A 19,393-nucleotide genomic window follows, 5' to 3' on the forward strand; every position below is an offset into this window, starting at 1 on the left:
ACGATCTCGCGCTCGGAGACTGCGGCGCCGAACACCGGCCAGGGGGTCGCGATCCCGCAGGTCACCGGCCCGCTGCCGGTCACCGCACAGTCCTACCCGTTTGGCGCCGCCGACCACGAGCTGGTGCCGGAGAACCTCGCGAGGGAGGACTACGCCGAGCGGGAGTACCTGGTCAGCGGCACCGCAAACGTCTACACGTGGCCTGCAACGGGCCCGGGGGTGGTGCGAACCCCGGACGCGCCTTACACCACGCGGGTGCTGGTGCGGATGCCCGCTAAGGGCCAACGCTTCAGCGGTAACGTCGTGGTCGAGATGCTGAACCCGTCCAACCTGTTCGACCTCAACATCGGCTGGGGCCTCTCCGGCGACCACTTCATGCGCAACGGCGACGTGTGGGTGGGCATCACGGTGAAGCCGGTGTCCATGGTGTCGCTGAAGACCTTCAACCCGGCGCGCTACGCCGCGCTCTCGCTCGCCAACCCGCTGCCGCTCACCGACCCGGCCAACTGCGCCACGGTGGCAGGCGACAGCTCGCGCAGCACCGAGAACGGCCTGGCCTGGGACATTAACAGCCAGGTGGCCGCGTGGCTCAAGAGCCAGGACCATTCCAACCCCTTGCGCTATGCCAAGGGCTTCAAGGTGCAGCACCTCTATGGCTTCGGCTACTCGCAAACCGGCGGCTACCTCTACAACTACATCAATGCCATCCACCCGCTGGAGCAACAGCGCAACGGCGAGCCGCCGTATGACGCCTACATCGTGGCGGTGGCGGGCGGCCTCTTCGTGGGTGCCGTGCCCATGAACCAGTGCGTCGCCGCGCCACCGCTGGCCGACCCGCGCCGCCAGTTCAACAACGTGGGTGTGCCCATCATCCACATCATGTCGCAGTCGGACTACCTCATTGGCATCGGCGCACGCCGACCCGACAGCGATGTGTACAGCGACCGCTACCGCCACTACGAGATGGCCGGTGCCGGCCACGCCACACCCGACGAGCTGTACTCGGCCGCCACCTCGGCCGACATCGTGGCCGCCGGCCGCGCGGTGCCGCCGCTGTCGTGCAACGAAGGGCCGCGCAGCCGCTTCCCCTCGCGCATCCACTTCAACGCGGCGTTTCAGAACCTCGACCTGTGGGTGCGCCGTGGCATCCCGCCGCCCCACGCAGCACCCATCGAAGTGGTGAACGGCGCGCCGGTGCTCGACCAGTTCGGCAACGTGCAAGGCGGCCTGCGCTCGCCCTATGTCGACGTGCCCACCAGCATCTGGTCGGGCACCTCTACTGGCGCGAGCTTCTGTTTCATCGCCGGCAACGAGCAGCCCTTCAGCGATGCCTTGCTCAAGCAGCTCTACCGCAACGACCTCGACTACGACCTGCGCGTGGCCGCCAACGTGCGGCATCTGCTGCGCGAGCGCTTTCTCACGGCGCCCGATGCGGCTCGGCTGATGATCGAGGCGGTGAAGTTCGACGTGCCTTGAAGTTGCTCGGAAACTGCTGCGCGCGCAGCGCCATGAAGGGCTGCTCGACGGCATAGAAGAGCACGGCACCCACGGCCACGCTGGCCACACCCACGGCCGCCAGCGTGGCCGCTGGCGGCCAGCCGTGCGCCGTGGCCTGTGCCTGCAGCAAATGGCCCACGGCCTTGTGCGTGAGGTAGATCGAGTACGACCACAGCGCTAGCGTTGCGGCGCCCGGCAGCCTGACCCGGCTCAGCCATGAGCTCGGGCTCAGGGCTGCCATCACCAGCAGTGCAAACGCCATCGCCACCAGCGAGTAGCCGAAGGCCGTCATGAAGTAGGCATAGCCGTAGCCGTCGAGGTAGTAGTGGCGCAGCACGCCCCACAGCACCAGGCCGGTGGCCGCCAGGCCGGCCACCAGCAGGGCCTGGCCGTGCCGCATCAGGCGCTGCCAAGCCGCGGGGTGAAAGTTTTGCAGCAGCGCCACCGCCACGCCGGGCAAGAACTCATCGAAGCGGCACAGCGTGGCGTAGTAGACCCAAGGGTAGTAGCCCGCACCCTGCCCGCCCGCTTCGCGCCCGTAGCGCAGCCACAGCACGGTGCGCGCCGCCATGCCCAGCAGCACCAGCGTGCCGAGCACCGCCCAGGCCTGCCACCGGCGCGACCCGAATCGCAAGGCAAGCAGCAGCGCCAACGGCAGCACCAGGTAAAACTGCTCTTCAATGCACAGCGACCAGGCATGCGAGAAGGCCGTGCCCGGCTGCAAGCCGAAGTTTTGCGTGAAGCTCAAGAACGACCACAACGGCGGCGGCGTGCGCCCGCCCAGCGTGCCGGGCCACAAAAAGTAGGCCGCGAGCACCAGCCAAAAGGCCGGCCAGGTGCGCAGCGCCCGCCGCGCATAGAAGGACGCGAGCGACAGCTGCTCGCCGCGCACCACGCCGGCAAAAAGCTGGTGGCCGATCAGGTAGCCGCTGAGCACGAAGAACAGGTCCACACCCACCCAGCCCACCTCGCTGGCCCAGCCGAAGGTGGGCGCCCGGCTCACGAAGATCATGTAGTGGTACATGAAGACGAGGCTGATGGCGAGCGCGCGCAGCGTGTCCAGGCCGTGGTGGCGCGGTGTGTCGTGAGTCATCGGAAGTGGGGGCGAGTGCTGGCAGGCGTTGCGGCATTTTCCACAAAGACCTTGCTCTGAACGAGTTGAGTTTCAGATTATGATGATCGTCATATTTTAGCCTGCCGAGCCCGACTGTGAAAGAACCCCTGAGCCGCAGAGAACTCTCGCACGAGCGCATCGTCGAGGCGGCCGCGCGTGCCATCCGGCGCAGCGGCTATGCCGGCACGGGTGTGGCCGACATCATGAAGGAAGCCGGGCTCACCCATGGCGGCTTCTATGCGCACTTCGAGTCGCGCGACGCGCTGTTGGCCGAGGCCGTGGCCAAGGCCGGGCGCGACAACACTGCTGTGATGGAGCGCCGCTCGCAAACGCGCGACCCCGAGGTGAGCGCCTTGCGCACGCTGATCGAAAGCTACCTGTCCGACACGCACCTCGGGTCAGCCGAAACCGGCTGCGTGGTGGCGGCGCTCAGCTCCGAAATGCCGCGGCAAGCGCCTGAAGTGCGAGCAGCCTCTGCTGTGCGCGTGAAAGCGCTGATCGACCGCGTACGCAAGGCTTTGCCCGCAGGTGCAGAGCCGGCGGCCGCAGCACTCATCACCAGCACCCTGGTCGGCGCCTTGCAGTTGGCACGCGCCGTGGGCAACGAAAAGCAGGGCAAGGCCATGCTCAAGTCGGTGCGCGAGGCGCTGCTGGCCCAGCACGACAGCGCCTGAAGATTCAGCTGTGCCAGCAGCAGGCGGCGGCTCTTCTTGATACCTTGATACCAAATTATGACGATCATCATATTTATGAAAGTAGGCAACACATGAAGCTCGCCGCACTCCCCGTAGCGCCGCCCGCCACGGCACTGGCTGCGCCAGCCGCACCGGCTGCATCCCCCTGGCCCGTCTTCTGGATCGCCAGCGTGGCGGTGTTTCTGGTCTCGCTCGACAGCACCATGCTGTACGCGGCCTTCGGCGCGCTGCGCGCCGGGTTCCCGCAGGCCACTGCTGCCGACATGTCGTGGGTGCTCAACGCCTACACCGTGGTCTACGCCGCCATGCTCATCCCTGCGGGTGGCCTGGCCGACACGCACGGCCGCAAGAAGGTCTTCATGATCGGCGTGACCCTTTTCCTCGCGGCGTCGGCCGCATGCGGGTTGGCCGGCAGCGTGGGGTGGTTGATCGCCGCGCGTGCGCTGCAGGCCGTGGGCGCCGCCTTGCTCACGCCGGCCTCGTTGGCCATCGTGTTGGCGGCATTTCCGCAGAGCAAGCGCACGGTGGTGGTGAGCCTGTGGGGCGCGGTCGGGGGCCTGGCGGCGGCGGTCGGCCCGAGCTTGGGCTCGTTCGTGGTCGACAGCATCGGCTGGCCGTGGGCCTTCTTCATCAACTTGCCGCTGGGCGCCATCTCGATCTGGCGCGGCGCTTCGCTGCTGCAAGAAAGCAAGCGCCCGGGTGCCGCGCGCCGGCTCGACGGGGTGGGCATGGCGCTGGTGGTCGTCGGTGTGGGTGCGCTGGCCTTGAGCATCGTCGAGTCCGACGCCCCAGGCTGGCAGCGCAGCGAGCTGATCGTGGCGGCTGCAACCGGCGCTGTCGCACTCATCGGCTTCGTGCTGTGGGCGCGCAAGGCACGCGAGCCGCTGGTCGACCTGGGCCTCTTCAAGCACCGCACCTACACCTTCGTCAACCTGGCCACGCTGAGCTTCGGCATCGCCTTCGCGATGATGTTTTTCGGCTTCTTCTTCTACATGACCAACATCTGGCACTACAGCCTGCCGCGCGCCGGCCTGGCGATCACACCTGGGCCGCTGCTGGTGGTGGTGACGGCCATCGTCACCGGCCGCATGGCCGCGCGTGTTGGCCACCGGCCCTTCCTGGTGGGCGGCGCGCTGGTGTATGCCGGCGCTGGCTTGTGGTTTCTGCTGGTGCCCGGCCTCACGCCCGACTACCTGCACCACTGGTTGCCTGGTGTCGTGATGAGCGGCATGGGGGTGGGCATGGTGCTGCCCTCGCTGGCGGGCGCGGCGGTCAACCGCCTGCCGCCCGAGCAGTACGGCGTGGGCAGCGCCGTCAACCAGGCCACGCGCCAGATTGGTTCGGTGCTCGGTGTGGCGCTCACGGTGCTGCTGCTGGGCCATGCCGGTGTGCAGCGGGCCGATTTCACGCCGCTGTATGGCAGCCTGATCGGCCTGGCCTTGCTCACAGCGCTGCTGAGCCTGCCGGTCGACACCAAACCGGTGGCGGCCAAGGCGTGAGGGCCGATCAACCGGCCACACGGGTCGCGTGCAGCGAGGCGGTTCGCACCCAGGTGGCGGCATCGCCGCGGCGGGCGTGACTTTCCCAGGCGAAGTGGTCTTGGGCGATGTCGAAGAAGCGAATGCGCGTTTGCACGGTCTCGCCCGCCGGCCCGGCGCCGATGGCGTTCATTCGCATTTCACCCTCGCGCCATTCACCGAACCATTGGGCCGGCACGGCAGGCTGAAACGCCGCCAGCCCCACCATTTCCCAGCGGCCGTTGGCGGCCGAGTAGGTTCTCAGGGTGACGTACGACGAGATGGCTTGGCCGCCGGGCCCATAGGCCTTGAAGTCGTCCATGACCATGCGAGCGTCATTCAGGTGCACGCAGCGCCAGCGCGCGGGGTAGTGGAACTGCACTGAACCGTCGTCTTGGTAGCGGCTGGCGGCCACCTCCCACTCGCCAATGAGAAAGTCGAACTGCCGACTTTCAGGCGTCGGACCGCTGAGGTAGCGGAGCACCTCGGGCGGCACCTGAGGTGTGGCGGCGGCGTTTTCTTTCATCCAGGACTCCTGAGGGTGGGGGTGGTGGGAGGGGAGAGGTGGGCTGCGCATGCGCGATGGCGGCACGCACATAGCGCATCAGTGCCGCGTCTACGCCGACACCGAGCGACAGATCGGGCTCATGCGCAAACGCTTGGCGCACGGCGGCTTCGAGCGCCGTGTCATCACCGCAGTACGAGTCGCGAAACAGCTGCTGCCAGCGCGCGGCCAGGTCCTGCACGGGCCGCGCGTGCGCGGGCAGGCCGGCCACCATGTGCTCACGCGCCAGCGCCACCAGCTGCGGCCAGTCGTCCATGTGCGGCATGCGGGCCAGCTGCCGGCGCCGCACTTCGGCGGTGTAGGCCGCTGGCAGATGTTTGGCAAACAAGGCCACGCGTGCATGGGCCAGGGCCTGCCCGATCCAGCCGAACATCGCGGGGGCTATGCCCACGATGTCTTGGGCCCGCGGCTCGCTCGCCTGCATCGCCTTGAGCTTGATGGCCAGGCCGGCGTCGTTGCTCGTCTTGGCGATCACCAGACGCACCCAGCGCCAAGCCAGCGCCTGCGCGCGTGGGTGGTGGGCTCGCAGGCCGCGCTGCATGGCCTGGCGGACTTCGAGCACCAGCGTGGACCATTGCTGCTCGAGGGCCTGCGCCACGCCGTTTTTCGGGCTGCGCAGCGCCTGCATCTCGCTTTCGCTGAAGTGCTGCTGATGAATCGCCATCATCTCCAGCGCGTTCAACCAATCGGCGGCAGTGGCCTGGCCTGTGGTGGTCAACTGTGCGGTCAAGTGCTGCAGGCCCTCGCTGAGCGCGCGGGCGCGCTGGGCCTGCGCCTGCAGCACGGCGATCTGCCGCTGGACGACTTGGCGCGGGTCCACCCCAGGTTCGCACAAGGCGCGCTTGATCTCCGGCAGCGAGCAGCCCATTTGCTTGAGCGCCTGAATGCGGTGCAGGCGAATCAGGTCGGGCAGGCCGTAAAGGCGCGAACCTGACGCCGTGCGCGTGGTGGGCGAGAGCAAGCCGATGGCGTCGTAGTGGTGCAAGGCCCGCACACTCAAACCCACTCGCTTCGCCAAGTCACCAATTTTCAAAAGCTCCACCGCAGACCCCTCCTTGAGTTGAACTGTGAAGCCTGACCTTACGTCAGGGTCAAGCCCCCCGATGCCGACAGGTTTCATCTCTGCGCCTATGCTCACCCGCTTGCCTGGGCCCGCCCGGAAGCCGCAGGCGCCACCTTCAGCGGAGCCTTGCCATGCGCCACAACCCCCTCGGCCGAACCGGCCTCTACGTGTCTGAGCTGTGCCTGGGCACCATGACGTTCGGCGGCACCGACGAAACCCTGTGGGGCAAGATCGGCACGCTGCAGCAAAGCGATGCCGAGCGCCTGGTCGGCCAGGCGCTAGACGCCGGCATCAACTTCATAGACACCGCTGACGTTTACGCCGGCGGCATTTCAGAGCAGATCACCGGCCAGGCGCTGAAGAACCTGAAGGTGCCACGCGAAAACGTGGTCGTCGCCACCAAGGTGTTCGGCGAAATGGGCAGCGGCCCCAATGCGCGCGGCCTCTCGCGTGGCCACATCCTCGACGGCGTGAAGGCCAGCCTGAAGCGCTTGCAGCTCGACCACATCGACCTCTACCAGGTGCATGCCTTCGACCCTGCCACGCCGCTGGAAGAGACATTGCGCGCGCTCGACCAACTGGTGCGCCACGGCCACGTGCGCTACGTCGGCGTGTCCAACTGGGCGGCCTGGCAGATCGCGAAGGCGCTGGGCATTTCTGAGCGCTTGGGCCTGGCGCGCTTCGAGTCGCTGCAGGCTTACTACACGGTGGCCGGCCGTGACCTGGAGCGCGAGATCGTCCCCATGCTCAAGAGCGAAGGCGTGGGCCTGATGGTGTGGAGCCCGCTGGCGGGTGGCCTGCTCAGTGGCAAGTACAGCCGCGACCAAAAGACGGTTGAAGGCAGCCGCCGCACCGGCTTCGACTTCCCGCCGGTCAACAAGGAGCGCGCCTACGACTGCATAGACGCCATGCGGCCCATCGCCGAGGCGCGGGACGTGTCGGTGGCACAGGTGGCGCTGGCCTGGCTGCTGCACCAGCCGCAGGTCACCAGCGTGATCGTCGGCGCCAAGCGGCCCGAGCAGCTGGCCGACAACTTGGGGGCGACGAAGCTCACGTTGACGGCCGACGAGCTGGCGCAAATTGGCGGGGCGAGCCAGCTGGCCCCCGAGTACCCGGGCTGGATGTTTGAGCGGCAGGGCGAGGCGCGGCGCAAGCAGATGAACGAAGCCCACGGGCCGCGCAAGACCAACTGAGCTTTGCCGCGCGGGCGGCCGTCGTGAAAGAATCTCGCTTTACCGGGCGCTAGCCGCTCTGTTTCTCGCCGGGCCTTGGCCGCGAAAGGCTAGACCATGGGTGTACTTCAGCGCAACAAAGTTCAGGTGAGCGGCAGCGGGCCGGCCACCCTGGTGTTTGCACACGGCTTCGGCTGCGACCAAAGCATGTGGCGGCTCTTGACGCCCAGCTTTGCCCAGCGCTTCAAGATCGTGCTCTTCGACCTGGTGGGCAGCGGCGGCTCCGACCTGTCGGCTTACGACCGCCGCAAGTACGGCAGCCTGCAGGGCCACGCCGATGACGTGGCCGAGATCATCGAGGCCACCGGCGAAGGCCCGACCATTTTCGTGGGCCACTCGGTGAGCGCCATGATAGGCATGCTGGCCGACCTGAAGGCGCCTGGGCGCCTTCAGGCGCAGGTGATGGTGGGGCCGTCGCCTTGCTACATCAACGACGGCGACTATGTCGGCGGCTTCACCCGGGCCGACATCGAGTCTCTGCTCGACACGCTGGAAAGCAACTACCTCGGCTGGTCGAGCAACATGGCGCCGGCCATCATGGGCGCACCCGATCAGCCCGAGCTGGGTGTGGAGCTCACCAACAGCTTTTGCCGCACCGACCCCGAGATCGCCAAGCACTTTGCCCGCGTCACCTTCATGTCGGACAACCGGGCTGACCTGAGCCGGCTCACCACGCCCACGCTCATCTTGCAGTGCAGCGACGACCTGATCGCGCCTCGCACGGTGGGTGACTATCTGCACCGCCAGCTGCCACGCAGCACGCTGTGCATCGTTGACAACGTGGGGCACTGCCCGCACCTGAGTGCGCCGGGGGCCTGTGCCGATGCCATGAACGCGTTTGTCGAAAGCTACGCAGCTTGAGCAGGCCGTAGAACGATGCCCGTGGACGACGCCGCGCTGCCCACGGCGCAAGCCCTGTTCGATCATGCGGCCTGTGGCCTGCTGCTGACCGATGAACAAGGCCTGATCCTGCGGGCCAACCACACCGTGTGCCATTGGCTGGGCTGGCCGTGCGCCGAGCTGGAGCGCCACAAGCGCCTGCAAGACCTGCTCACCATGGGCGGGCGCATCTTTCATCAGACGCACTGGGCGCCGCTGCTGCAAATTCAAGGATCGATCGCCGAAGTAAAACTCGACATGCTGCACAGCAGCGGCCGCAGCATCCCGATGATGATGAATGCGGTGCGCCGCCAGCATGGCGCCGCGGTGTTTCACGAGGTGGCCCTGTTCGTGGCCGAAGACCGGCACAAATACGAGCGCGAGCTGCTGTCTGCACGCAAGAACGCCGAGCTGCTGCTGCTCAAAGAGCAAGAGGCGCAAGACGCGTTGACGCTCGCTCAAGCCAGGCTGCTGCAGGCGCATGCCATGGCCGAAGACCGCGCCTTGCTGGCCGAACAAATGATAGGCATCGTGAGCCACGACCTGCGCAACCCGCTGACCGCCATCCAGATGAGCGCGCACCTGTTGGGTCGCGGCGAGCTCGCAGCCAAGCAACACACCGTGTTGAGCCTCATCCTCAGTTCGACCAACCGGGCCAACCGGCTGATTGCCGACCTGCTCGACTTCACCGTGGCACGCATCGGAAGCGGCCTGTCCATCACCACCAAGCCGCTCGACCTGCACGAGCTTGTGGCCGAAAGCATGGCCGAGCTGGCGGCCACCTTTCCCGGCCGCACGCTGCGCCACGAGAAGCAGGGCCAAGGCGACTGCATGGCCGATGCCGACCGCCTGGCCCAGCTCATTGGCAACCTGGTGGGCAACGCGATGACCTATGGTGACTCTTCACGCGAGGTGACTGTCACGTCGTGCATCGGGGCTGACAGCTTCGTCGTCGCGGTGCACAACCACGGCAAGCCGGTGCCGGCCGATCTGCTGCCTGGCTTGTTCGAGCCCATGGTGCGCGGTGAGGGTTCCACGCAAGCCTCTCAGCGCAGCGTGGGCCTGGGGCTGTTCATCGTGCGTGAGATCGTGCGGGCGCATCGCGGTGAGATAGCGGCCACTTCGTCGGCTGACGAAGGCACGTTGTTTCAGGCGACCTTTCCCCGCGGTTTGCCGAGCCCGCCACGCGATTGAGTTTTCAAAATTCGCCACATCAATCTCCGTTCGGGCTGAGCTTGTCGAAGCCAGCGTGCACCTGGTCGGATGCACTTCGACAGGCTCAGTGCGAACGGAAAGTGAGGTGTCGCGGAACAGGGAAAGCGCAGAAGCAGAAAAAGTTTCACCCCATTGAGCGGGCTCAACCGTGGAAGGTGTGTGTCCCACCTCTTACACACCACCACCATGCGACCCCTACTGCCCGGCGTGCTGGCCGCCTTCACCCTCTTGAGCGCCAGCTTCGGCCTGCTCGCCCAGACACAGAGCCAGAACCAGCGCCCTCTGCCCGAGCCCGCGCCCCGCATGGTGGTGAGCAACGCGCGCTTGCCGGTGCGGCTGGAGTCGGTGGACGTGCGCGCCGAGGTCATCGGCCATGCGGTCAGCACGCGCGTGGAGCTGGTGTTTCGCAACCCCAACGACCGCGTGCTCGAAGGCGAGCTGCAGTTTCCCTTGCGCGAAGGCCAGCTCGTCACCGGCTTCGCGCTCGACATCAACGGCGAGCTGCGCCCTGCCGTGCCGGTGGAAAAGGCCAAGGGCCAGCAGGTGTTCGAAGACGTGATCCGGGCGCGTGTCGACCCCGCGCTGCTGGAGGTCACGCAAGGCAACAACTACAAGCTGCGCGTGTACCCGCTGCCCGCGCAGGGCACGCGCCGCGTGGTGCTCAACATCGCGCAGACGCTGGGCCGCAGCGCGCGCCTGGAGCTGCCGCTCCAGTTTGCCGAGAGCGTGCCGCGCCTCGATGTGGAGGTGAAGGTGGCCGATGCCAACGCTAGCGCGCTGTCGGCCCACGCACCCGGCCTGCCGCCGCAAGCCTTCACCCGCACGCAGCTTGCCAACGGTTGGGCGCAACTCTCGCTGCACCAGAGCGACTTTGCCGGTGCGCAGGGATTCAGCATCACGCTGCCCGATCGCAAAGAGCCTCTGGTGGCCACGCAAACCGCGGGCGCGCAAACCTACTTCTACGCCGAGGTGCCGGTGCAGGCCCGCACAGCACCCCGTGCCGCGCCGCGCCGCATTGCGCTGCTGTGGGACGCCTCGGGCTCAGGCGCCAAGCGCGACCACGGCCGCGAGTTCGCCTTACTCGATGCCTACTTTCGCAGCCTGCGCAGCGCCGAGATCACGCTGCGTGTGGGCCGCGACGTGGCTGAGCCGCCGCAGCGCTTCAGCGTCAAAGACGGCCGCTGGGACGAGCTGCGCCGCGTGCTCGACGGCCTGGCCTACGACGGCGCCACCAACCTGCCGGCGCTCATGTCACCCGAAGGCGCCGACCTCGCACTGCTGTTCACCGACGGTCTCTCAAATTGGGGGCCCACGGGTGTGATGGCGCCGAGCAGCGTGCCGCTGTACGCGGTCAGCGCCGCAGCCGGTGTCGACGCAACTCGCTTGCGCCTGTATGCCGAGCGCAGCGGCGGCGAGTGGCTGGACCTGGGCAGCATCACCACCGCAGACGCCACCCGCGCCCTGCAAACCCGCAAGCAACGCCTGCTGCGCATGCAGAGCAATAACGCGCGCCAACTCGTCTCGGCATCGCCCTACGCCGCAGACGGCCACCTTGTGTTGGCCGGCGTGACCTCGGAGACCGGCACCGACACCCGCGCCGAGATCACGCTGGAGTTCGAGAGCCCCCACGGCCGCATTGAGCGTCAGCAAGTCGTCGTCGTGCCGCGCGGCAGCGCCACCCAAGTGGCGCAACGCTGGGCCAGTCTGCGTGTGGCTGAGCTCGAAGCCGAATACGACGACAAGCGCGGCGAGATCCGCCGCGTGGGCAAGGCCTTCGGCTTGGTGACGCGCGAGACCTCGCTCATCGTGCTGGACGCCGTGGCCGACTACGCTCGCTTCGAGATCGAGCCGCCGAGCACGCTGCGCGCCGAATACGAGCGCTTGATGGCACAGCTTGGCCAGCGCGCCAAGCTGGCACGCGCCAGCCACATCGACCGCGTGGTGGGCCGCTTTGCCGAGCAGCAAGCGTGGTGGGACAAGGTGTTCCCCAAGGACAACCCGCACCCGCAATCTCAAGAGCAAGACAAGCGCTCGGCCAACGGTGGTGTGGCCGGCTCGATGCTGCGGCAAGACCTGGCCCCGCCCCCGCGCAGCATGGCGCCGGCCCCAGTGCTGGCCGAGAGCGTGGCGCGCGAACGCAGCAGCAGCGACATGGCACTGCGCAAGGCCAAGAGTGCCAACGACGAAGCCAGTGGCCCCGCGCCCGCCACCATCCAGCTCACGCCTTGGGCACCCGACACGCCGTATGCACGCCGCCTGCGCGCCGCCGCGCCCGAGGCCGTGTACCAGCGCTACCTTGACGAGCGCCCCGACTTCGTCAACAGCACGGCCTTCTTTCTCGACGCTGCCGATGTGCTGTTCAGCAAGGGCCGCCCGGAGCTTGCCCTGCGCGTGCTGTCCAACCTGGCCGAGATGGACCTGGAAAACCGCCACATCCTGCGCGTGCTCGGCTACCGCCTGGTGCAAGCCCAGCAGGCGCGGCTGGCCATCCCCGTCTTCAAGACCGTGCAACGCCTGAGCCCGAATGAGCCGCAGTCGTACCGCGATCTGGGCCTGGCGCAAGCTGAAGCCGGCCTGTGGCAAGACAGCGCCGACCAGCTGTGGCAAGTGGTGTCACGCCCCTGGGATGCACGCTTCCCCGATGTCGACATGATGGCGCTGGCCGAGATGAACAGCGTGATCGATCGCGCCACGCGCAGCGGCCTGCCGGTGCAAACCGACGCCTACGACAAGCGCCTGCTGCGCCACCTGCCGCTAGACCTGCGCATCACCCTCGCCTGGGACGCCGACAACACCGACATCGACCTGTGGGTGATCGACCCGAATGGCGAAAAAGCCTACTACGGCCACCGCTTCAGCTACCAGGGCGGCCGCGTCTCACACGACGTGACGGGCGGCTACGGGCCGGAAGAGTTTGCGTTGAAGGTGGCCAAGCCTGGCAAGTACACCGTGCAGGCGCAGTTCTATGGTCACCGCCAGCAAGTGGTGGCGCCAGCCACCACGCTGATGTTGAGGCTCACCACCGGCTTCGGCCGCGCCGATCAGAAAGACGAGATGGTCACGCTGCGGCTGGCGGGGCAGTCGGACATGGTGACGGTGGGCACGTTTGAGGTGGGGCAGTAGCAGAGCTGCTTCAGATGCGCTCGCGAGGCTTCGCTGGCTGGAGGCCCAGCACCGCTTCGAAGGGTTCGGGTCGATGCAGCAGAAAACCCTGCGCGAAATCAACGCCGATCTCGCGCACCCGGTCCAGCACCTCGGGCCTGTCCACCCATTCAGCCACCGTCTTCACGCCGACCACGCGCGCCACGTTGACGAAGCAGCGCACGGCTGCATCGTCGAGTGGGTCATCGACCACATCGCGGATGAACTGTCCGTCGATCTTCAGAAGGTCCACGCGCAGGTTCTTCAAGTACCCGAACGACGACGCGCCAGCACCAAAGTCGTCCAGCGCGATCCGCACACCCAGGGCGCGTACCTGCTCGATGAACACGCTGGCATCCACCATGTTCGTGACGGCGGCGGTCTCGGTGATCTCCAGGCAGAGCCGCCGGCAAATCTCGGCACCTGCCTCATTCAAGGCGTCCAGGGCCTGACGGTGGAAGGCGCGGTCCCCGATCGACTGGCCCGACAGGTTGATGCACACGGTCTCTACCGCCGAGAGGTTCGCCAGGGAGCTCAATGCGCCGATGGCATGGCGCAGCACCCAGCGGTAGATGCGCGAAGCGAAATGGAACCGTTCCGCCGCCGGCAGGAATGCACCGGGCGCAACGACGCTGCCGTCGCTGTCGATCAGGCGCAACAGCACTTCGGCGTGCAGCCCGTGCGCTTGCGCGCCCAGCGCCTCGATGCGCTGCGCATAGAGCACGAAGTGGTTCTCATCGAGCGCTTGCTCAAGCCGTGCGGCCCATTGCATTTCGCCTTGGCGGGCGCGCATGGCCTGGTCGGTATCGAACCAGGTATGCACGCGGTTGCGGCCGGCTTCTTTGGCGGCATAACACGAGGTGTCGGCGGCCTGGATGACGGCTGCCGTGGTGCCCCAACGGTTGTCGACCGGCACCAGGCCAATGCTGGCGCCGATGCGAAAACGCCGTGCATCGTGCATGAAGCGGAAATCATCCATGCGGTCGCAGATCTGCTGCGCCACACGCTCGGCCTGCTCAGCCGAGCAGTGCTCCAGGATCACCGCGAACTCGTCACCTCCCAAGCGGGCCAGTGTGTCGCGTGCACGCACCGCTTCACCCAGCAGCTTGCTCACCTGCTGCAGCAGCTGGTCGCCCACGGAGTGGCCGCAAGCGTCGTTGACCAGCTTGAACTGGTCGAGGTCGATGAACAGCAGCGCGTGTACGCTGCGCTCTTCGTGCGCTTTGTTCAGCACACGGCGCAGCCGGGTCTCGAACTCGGCACGGTTCACCAGCCCGGTCAACGCATCATGCGTGGCGCGGTAGCTCATCTCGCCACTCAGGCGGCGCTGCTCGGTGACGTCGTGGAAAACCAGCACCACGCCCAGGATCTCACCGCGTTCGTTTCGAATGGGTGCCGCTGAGTCCTCAATGCCAAACTCGTTGGCATTGCGCGAGATCAACACCGTTTGGTTGGCCACGCCGGCCACCTCGCCCTGCTGCAGGCAAATGGCAACCGGATTTTCGGTCGGTGCGCGCGTCTCTTCGTTGACGATGTGGAAGACCTGCCCCACAGGGCGGCGCTTGGCTTCGGCGTTCAGCCAGCCCGTCATGCGCTCGGCCACTGGGTTGAGCCAGGTGACGAGGCCCGAGGCGTCGGTGGTGATCACCGCGTCGCCGATAGATTGCAGCGTCACGCTTAGCAGTTCATGCTGTTCGGCCAGCTCGGCGGTGAGCGTGCGCATGGCCGTGACGTCTTGGAAGGCACCCATCAACCTGACGGGCTTGCCATCTTCTAAATCGGCGTTGCCAACCGCTCGCACCCAGATGCGCTGGCCGTTGGCCTGGGTGAGACGAAGCTCCATGTCCCAGCCCTTGCCGGAGATCATGGCCTGTTCGGCGGCAGCCTGGATCACGGGCCGAGCTTCGGGCTCATAGAAGTTGAGGACCTCTGACAACATGGGAACGTAGTCGTCTGAGACGCCATGAATGCGGCGGGTCTGCGCCGACCACGTCAACTCGTTGGTCTTCAAGTCGAGCTCCCAGCCGCCGACGCCGGCAACTGCGCCGGTGCGGTTGAGCAGCTGCTCGCTCTTGCGCAGATTGTCTTCCTGGCGTTTGCGATCGGTCAGGTCCATGTGCGTGCCGAACATCCACTCGGGTTTGCCGTCGGACGTCCAGGTCAGCACACGGCCACGGTCCAACACCCACACCCAGTGGCCGTCACGATGGCGCATGCGGACTTCGCCCTCGTAGTTCGGCAGCTCGCCGGCAAAGTGCTGCTTCAACAACTCGCGCGAACGCGTCAAGTCGCTCGGGTGCGCACGGTCCAGCCATGTCTTGTTTGAAATCGGCGCGAGCTCTTGCAGGGTGTAGCCGATGATGGCCGCCCAGCGCTCATTGAACCGTGCCTCGCCGGTCTGCACGTTCCATTCCCACGTACCGGCACCGGTGCCTTCGATGATCGACGCCAGTCGCACCCGCTCGTCGTCCAGGGCCCGCTCGGTGCACAACCGTTCGGTGATGTCGTCGACGGAGCCGACGTAGCCCACGATCAAACCATCGTGGCCGCGGTTGCCCCGGGCGCGTGAACGCACAGTGCGCGTCTGCCCACCTGGCCTCACGATGCGTAACTGCATGTCGAAATCAATGCCTAACGCTGCCGTGCGACGCCACTCAGCAAACGCGGCCTCGCGATCCAGCGGATGCAAGCATGCGGCCCAGCCATCACCCAGACTTTGCTCCAGCGTCAGGCCGTAGATGGCCTGCCACTGCTGGTTGGTGTAGGTGCAGGCCCCACGCGCGTCTGAGGCGAACACACCCATCGGCGAGGTGTCGCTCAGTGCCCTGAAGCGAGCCTCACTGTCGGCCAGGGCGGCAGCTGCTCGCAACGCTGTTTCGCGCAGTTCACGCTCGGCAATCAGTGCGCGGCGACCCTCCAGGGCTTGCACGGCTGCGGCCGCCAAGTGGCTGAGCACCTCGCGCTGGGCAGCGTCAAGCTGGCGCGGCCGGCGGTCGAAGACACACAAGGTGCCGGCGTGAGTGCCGTCGCTCAGACGCAGCGGGGCGCCCGCGTAGAAGCGGATACTGTGGTCACCGGTGACGAACACGTTGTCTGCGAATCGCGGGTCGGCTGTGGCGTCAGCCACCTCGAAGATGCCGTTCTGCAAAATGGTGTGAGCACAGAACGCCAGTTCGCGCGGCGTTTCAGTCACCTCGGGCAGGCCGTGTCTGGCCTTGAACCACTGGCGGTCGATGTCGACCAGGGTGATCAGCGAGACGGGCACGCCGCACACCAAAGCAGCAGCATGTACGAGCGCGTCGAACTCACGCTCGGGTGCAGAGTCGAGTACGCCAAGATGGTTCAGGGAGCGAAGCCGCTCGGCTTCGTTGGAAGGAATTGGGGCTGCTGACACGATGAACTCCTTCGATCCGGCCACAGCGGGGAATTGTCGAGGCACCGCCATCCAAACGCGGCGCTGGCCTGCGGCCCGATCGTTGGAAAAGGCGGGAGATCTGCCACCTTGTTTCATCGAGGGTGCATTTCCGTTCCAAAGTCACGGATGGCCTCGCGCCGGGCTGCGGGTGGCGGCAGCTTGATTGCTCGTATCCGTCTGCGGGTCGCGCCGGCCAGGTGGTACCCCCAGCGTCTCTCAAGCCCTTACAGTGCGCTTGACGAGTTCGCCAGAAGCAAGAGGATTGTTGCCATGCTGCCAGCGCCCAAACGAGAGGAAATTGACCACCGCACGATCAAGCTGATCGTGGGCATCGTGGCGATCAGCCTGGCCGCGCTCACCAGCGTTTTCGCGACAAACAAAATCACCTCTATCAGCGCCTCGTACTACGAAGGCGGGTTGTCCCAGGCCATCTTCATCGGTTTCTTGTTCGCCATCGCGGCCTACCTCTTGGCCTACAACGGCCTTTCAAAGACCGAGATGCTTCTCAGCAAGGCGGCCGCTGTGGCGGCGCTCGGCGTTGCGCTGTTTCCGTGTGAGTGCGCAGCCCACGTGGTGCTGCCCTACGTACACGGCGTGGCGGCCACGGCCATGTTCTTGATCCTGGCCTACTTCTGCTACTGCTTCTATCGGCGCGCCCGTGAGAAGGGGTATCCGCAAGCGAAGGCTCGCGCTGCTGTTTACGCCGTGTGCGGCGTCGCCATTCTGGCGTCTGTCGTGTGCTGGCCTTCAATCACTTTTCGGGCAACGCGCTGGTGCAGCGCATTCCTCGCCTGGTGTTTTATGGCGAGGCCGTCGGGCTGGTCGCCTTCGGGGTTTCATGGCTTACCGCCAGCCGGACACTGCCGTTGCTGACCCAAGCCAACGAGCGCTTCTCGCCGCTGCGCAACATCAATCCGAGCTAGAACACCAAGCGATGGCTTGCATCTTTGGTTGGCACTGAGCCTGTCGGATCAGGCGTCGGCGTCTTTGCGCAGCGTGGCTTCAACCTTCTTCGTGGCCGTGATGTCCACGAAGGTGATCACGGCGCCGTCGATCACGTTGTCGAGGCGGCCGTACGGCATGATGCGCACCGAAAACCAGCGCTGGTCGCTGGTCTGAATCTGCTTTTCCGAGAACACCAGCGTGCGCAGCGTCTCGTGCGCATCGTCGTTCAGCGCTGGGTACTGCAGGCTCGTGGTCAGGTCGCTGAGTGGGCGGCCGATGTCGCTGTCGCGCAGGTTGATGATCTTGGCGGCACGGTCGGTGAAGCGGCGAACGTTCAGGTTCTGGTCGAGGAAGAGCATCGCGATCTCGGTGCTGTTGAGCAAACTCTTCATGTCGCTCTGCGCCAGCGCCAGGTCGTCGAGCTTGGATTGCATCTCGGCGTTCACGGTCTGCAGTTCCTCGTTCATCGACTGCATTTCTTCCTTGGACGTGGTCAGCTCCTCGTTGGCCGACTGCAGCTCTTCGTTGGTACTCTGCAGCTCTTCGTTGGCCGATTGCAGTTCCTCCCTGGAGGCGCGGTTTTCCTCGTGCAGGCTCTGGATCTCGTCGCGGCATTGCTGCACTTCGGCGGAATGGGTGGCCTGCGCCGCGCTGGCAGCCGATCGCCTGCCGCCGCGCGGCGGTGCCGCTACGTCACGGAAGATGATCATCACCGTGCCCTGCAGGGCTGCCGGCTCGTGCAGCGGCTGCACCGTGACATCTACGCCCTGGAGGCCGCCTGCCGCGATGAGCTTCAGGCCGCGTAGGTGCACCGCCTCGGCCTTTGTCGCGGCCTGCCTCAGCGCTTGGGTCACCGGCTCGCGCAGGGTCTCGCGAACCATGGCGTGAAAGTTCCAGTTGGCCTTGCCGGCGGCGGGCTCCAGGTACTTGCCGGTACGACCGCTGATGTAGACGATGTCGCCCGCGGCGTTGACCACCACGGCCGGCGGCGCATGAACCTGCAGCAGCACGTGGTCGGCGGCGGCCTGCAAGGAATCGCCGCCTTGCGCTGCGTTCGATGAAGAAGGCATGGGTGTTTCCTTGGTCATTTTTAATAGGGGCGGGAACGACTTCAGCAGGAAATCGGGGCCTGCTGCAGACGGGATGTGCCGGCGCAGGTAGAGGCGCAGCTTGGAATCGACCGGCTCGAACAGCTTGCTGAACGAACCGACCGTCTCCGAGCTGCCCAGCAGCAGCAGGGCGCCCGGGCGCAGGCTGTAGTGAAACAGCGGCAGCAGCTTGCGCTGCAGCGTGGCGTCGAAGTAGATCAGCAGGTTGCGGCAACTCAGGATGTCGAGTCGGGTAAACGGCGGGTCTAGCACCACGTCGTGCTGGGCGAAGAGCACCATGTCGCGGATGTGTTTGCCGACGACCAGCGCCCCCTCCTGAGGTGTGAAGTGGCGCGCCAGGTATTCCTCTCGCATGCTGGCGCCTATGGTGGCCGGGTAACGGCCCGCGCGTGCCGTGGCGATGGCGTCGGGGCTCAGGTCGGAGGCAAAAATCTGCAGGCTGCAACCCTGATGCTCGGGGTGGCGCTGTATCGCCTCGGTGAACAAGATTGCCAAGGTGTAGGCCTCTTCGCCGGTGGAGCAACCGACCACCCAGGCCCGGAACTTCGTCTCGCTCCCTCGACCCGCCAGCAGCGCAGGCAGGGCGGTGTCGAGCATGTACTGCCAGACGGCGGGGTCGCGGAAGAAGCTCGTGACGCCGATCAACAGCTCCTTGAACAACAGGTCGATCTCTTGCGGGTTCTGCCGCAGGAAGGGCACGTACTCGCCCACGGTGGCCAGGCCGTGGATGGCCATGCGGCGTTCGATGCGGCGGTTCAGCGTGCTGGGTTTGTAGAGCGAGAAGTCGTGTCGCGTTCGGTGCCGCAAGAGGCTGAAGATGCTCTCGATGGTGTCGGCCGGCGGATCGAACGGCTCGTCGGTCGATGTAGGGTCGGGCCCCGGTTCGGCGATGGGCGACTGCGAATGGCCACCCCAAGGGACGCAGGCCAGGATGCGTTCGGGCATGTCTGCGGGCCGTGCCACAATGTCGGCACAGCCCGCGGCGATGGCGCTGCGCGGCATCGAG

At 66.2% G+C, this 19,393-nt stretch carries 13 protein-coding genes; 8 read left to right on the forward strand and 5 right to left on the reverse strand.

Annotation, left to right across the window (positions count from 1 at the left end; genetic code table 11):
- Positions 1 to 1,476, forward strand: a 1,476-nt coding sequence (locus tag AC30QB_RS17690; RefSeq protein ID WP_489547574.1) for an alpha/beta hydrolase domain-containing protein, incomplete at its 5' end; no start/stop codon positions are given.
- On the opposite strand, the gene AC30QB_RS17695 is transcribed toward AC30QB_RS17690, so the two are convergent.
- A complete protein-coding gene (locus AC30QB_RS17695; RefSeq protein ID WP_489547575.1) occupies positions 1,418 to 2,590 on the reverse strand; it encodes an acyltransferase family protein in 1,173 nt (390 codons plus the stop codon). The two genes, AC30QB_RS17690 and AC30QB_RS17695, sit on opposite strands and share 59 nt — an antisense overlap.
- A gap of 116 nt (positions 2,591 to 2,706) precedes the next feature.
- On the opposite strand from AC30QB_RS17695, the gene AC30QB_RS17700 reads away from it, so the two are divergent.
- Both AC30QB_RS17700 and AC30QB_RS17705 read left to right on the forward strand, forming a co-directional pair.
- On the forward strand, positions 2,707 to 3,285 hold the full coding sequence (locus AC30QB_RS17700; RefSeq protein ID WP_489547576.1) for a TetR/AcrR family transcriptional regulator: 579 nt from the start codon (positions 2,707 to 2,709) through the stop codon (positions 3,283 to 3,285).
- Between the two features lie 92 nt (positions 3,286 to 3,377).
- Positions 3,378 to 4,805 carry a DHA2 family efflux MFS transporter permease subunit gene (locus AC30QB_RS17705; protein WP_489547577.1) on the forward strand — a complete coding sequence of 476 codons (1,428 nt, stop codon included), beginning with the start codon at positions 3,378 to 3,380 and terminating at the stop codon, positions 4,803 to 4,805.
- 7 nt (positions 4,806 to 4,812) lie between these two features.
- Here the strand turns inward: AC30QB_RS17705 and AC30QB_RS17710 are convergent, their stop codons facing one another.
- Both AC30QB_RS17710 and AC30QB_RS17715 read right to left on the reverse strand, forming a co-directional pair.
- Complete coding sequence (locus AC30QB_RS17710; protein WP_489547578.1) at positions 4,813 to 5,349, reverse strand: hypothetical protein; 537 nt, start codon at positions 5,347 to 5,349, stop codon at positions 4,813 to 4,815.
- On the reverse strand, positions 5,276 to 6,406 hold the full coding sequence (locus tag AC30QB_RS17715; protein WP_489547579.1) for a MerR family transcriptional regulator: 1,131 nt from the start codon (positions 6,404 to 6,406) through the stop codon (positions 5,276 to 5,278). Before AC30QB_RS17715 ends, AC30QB_RS17710 begins: the two co-directional genes overlap by 74 nt.
- Positions 6,407 to 6,582: 176 nt before the next feature.
- Here AC30QB_RS17715 and AC30QB_RS17720 point away from each other — a divergent pair, with 176 nt between their 5' ends.
- From AC30QB_RS17720 to AC30QB_RS17735, 4 genes are all read left to right on the forward strand, one after another.
- A complete protein-coding gene (locus AC30QB_RS17720; RefSeq protein ID WP_489547580.1) occupies positions 6,583 to 7,644 on the forward strand; it encodes an aldo/keto reductase in 1,062 nt (353 codons plus the stop codon).
- A gap of 96 nt (positions 7,645 to 7,740) precedes the next feature.
- Entirely contained in the window at positions 7,741 to 8,544 is an 804-nt protein-coding gene (locus tag AC30QB_RS17725; RefSeq protein ID WP_489547581.1) for an alpha/beta fold hydrolase, read from the forward strand.
- 15 nt (positions 8,545 to 8,559) lie between these two features.
- Positions 8,560 to 9,756, forward strand: coding sequence for a PAS domain-containing sensor histidine kinase (locus AC30QB_RS17730; protein WP_489547582.1), 1,197 nt, complete (start codon positions 8,560 to 8,562; stop codon positions 9,754 to 9,756).
- 207 nt (positions 9,757 to 9,963) lie between these two features.
- Positions 9,964 to 12,900 (forward strand): DUF2135 domain-containing protein, encoded by a 2,937-nt coding sequence (locus AC30QB_RS17735; protein WP_489547583.1) that lies wholly within the window; start codon positions 9,964 to 9,966, stop codon positions 12,898 to 12,900.
- A 10-nt stretch (positions 12,901 to 12,910) separates the two neighbouring features.
- On the opposite strand, the gene AC30QB_RS17740 is transcribed toward AC30QB_RS17735, so the two are convergent.
- Complete coding sequence (locus AC30QB_RS17740) at positions 12,911 to 16,312, reverse strand: EAL domain-containing protein (RefSeq protein WP_489547584.1); 3,402 nt, start codon at positions 16,310 to 16,312, stop codon at positions 12,911 to 12,913.
- Between the two features lie 291 nt (positions 16,313 to 16,603).
- Here AC30QB_RS17740 and AC30QB_RS17745 point away from each other — a divergent pair, with 291 nt between their 5' ends.
- Complete coding sequence (locus AC30QB_RS17745; protein WP_489547585.1) at positions 16,604 to 17,206, forward strand: hypothetical protein; 603 nt, start codon at positions 16,604 to 16,606, stop codon at positions 17,204 to 17,206.
- A gap of 98 nt (positions 17,207 to 17,304) precedes the next feature.
- On the opposite strand, the gene AC30QB_RS17750 is transcribed toward AC30QB_RS17745, so the two are convergent.
- Positions 17,305 to 19,393 (reverse strand): CheR family methyltransferase (locus tag AC30QB_RS17750; RefSeq protein ID WP_489547586.1); only part of this gene is annotated, 2,089 nt, incomplete at its 5' end.

It is taken from the genome of Rhizobacter sp., assembly GCF_046595475.1.
Lineage (GTDB): Bacteria > Pseudomonadota > Gammaproteobacteria > Burkholderiales > Burkholderiaceae_C > Rhizobacter.

Bases quoted from the DNA above. Each gene is read 5' to 3' on its own strand.
- AC30QB_RS17695 (WP_489547575.1), bottom strand. From the start codon at position 2,590: ATGACTCACGACACACCGCGCCACCACGGCCTGGACACGCTGCGCGCG.
- AC30QB_RS17705 (WP_489547577.1), top strand. From the start codon at position 3,378: ATGAAGCTCGCCGCACTCCCCGTAGCGCCGCCCGCCACGGCACTGGCT.
- AC30QB_RS17710 (WP_489547578.1), bottom strand. From the start codon at position 5,349: ATGAAAGAAAACGCCGCCGCCACACCTCAGGTGCCGCCCGAGGTGCTC.
- AC30QB_RS17720 (WP_489547580.1), top strand. From the start codon at position 6,583: ATGCGCCACAACCCCCTCGGCCGAACCGGCCTCTACGTGTCTGAGCTG.
- AC30QB_RS17725 (WP_489547581.1), top strand. From the start codon at position 7,741: ATGGGTGTACTTCAGCGCAACAAAGTTCAGGTGAGCGGCAGCGGGCCG.
- AC30QB_RS17730 (WP_489547582.1), top strand. From the start codon at position 8,560: ATGCCCGTGGACGACGCCGCGCTGCCCACGGCGCAAGCCCTGTTCGAT.
- AC30QB_RS17735 (WP_489547583.1), top strand. From the start codon at position 9,964: ATGCGACCCCTACTGCCCGGCGTGCTGGCCGCCTTCACCCTCTTGAGC.
- AC30QB_RS17745 (WP_489547585.1), top strand. From the start codon at position 16,604: ATGCTGCCAGCGCCCAAACGAGAGGAAATTGACCACCGCACGATCAAG.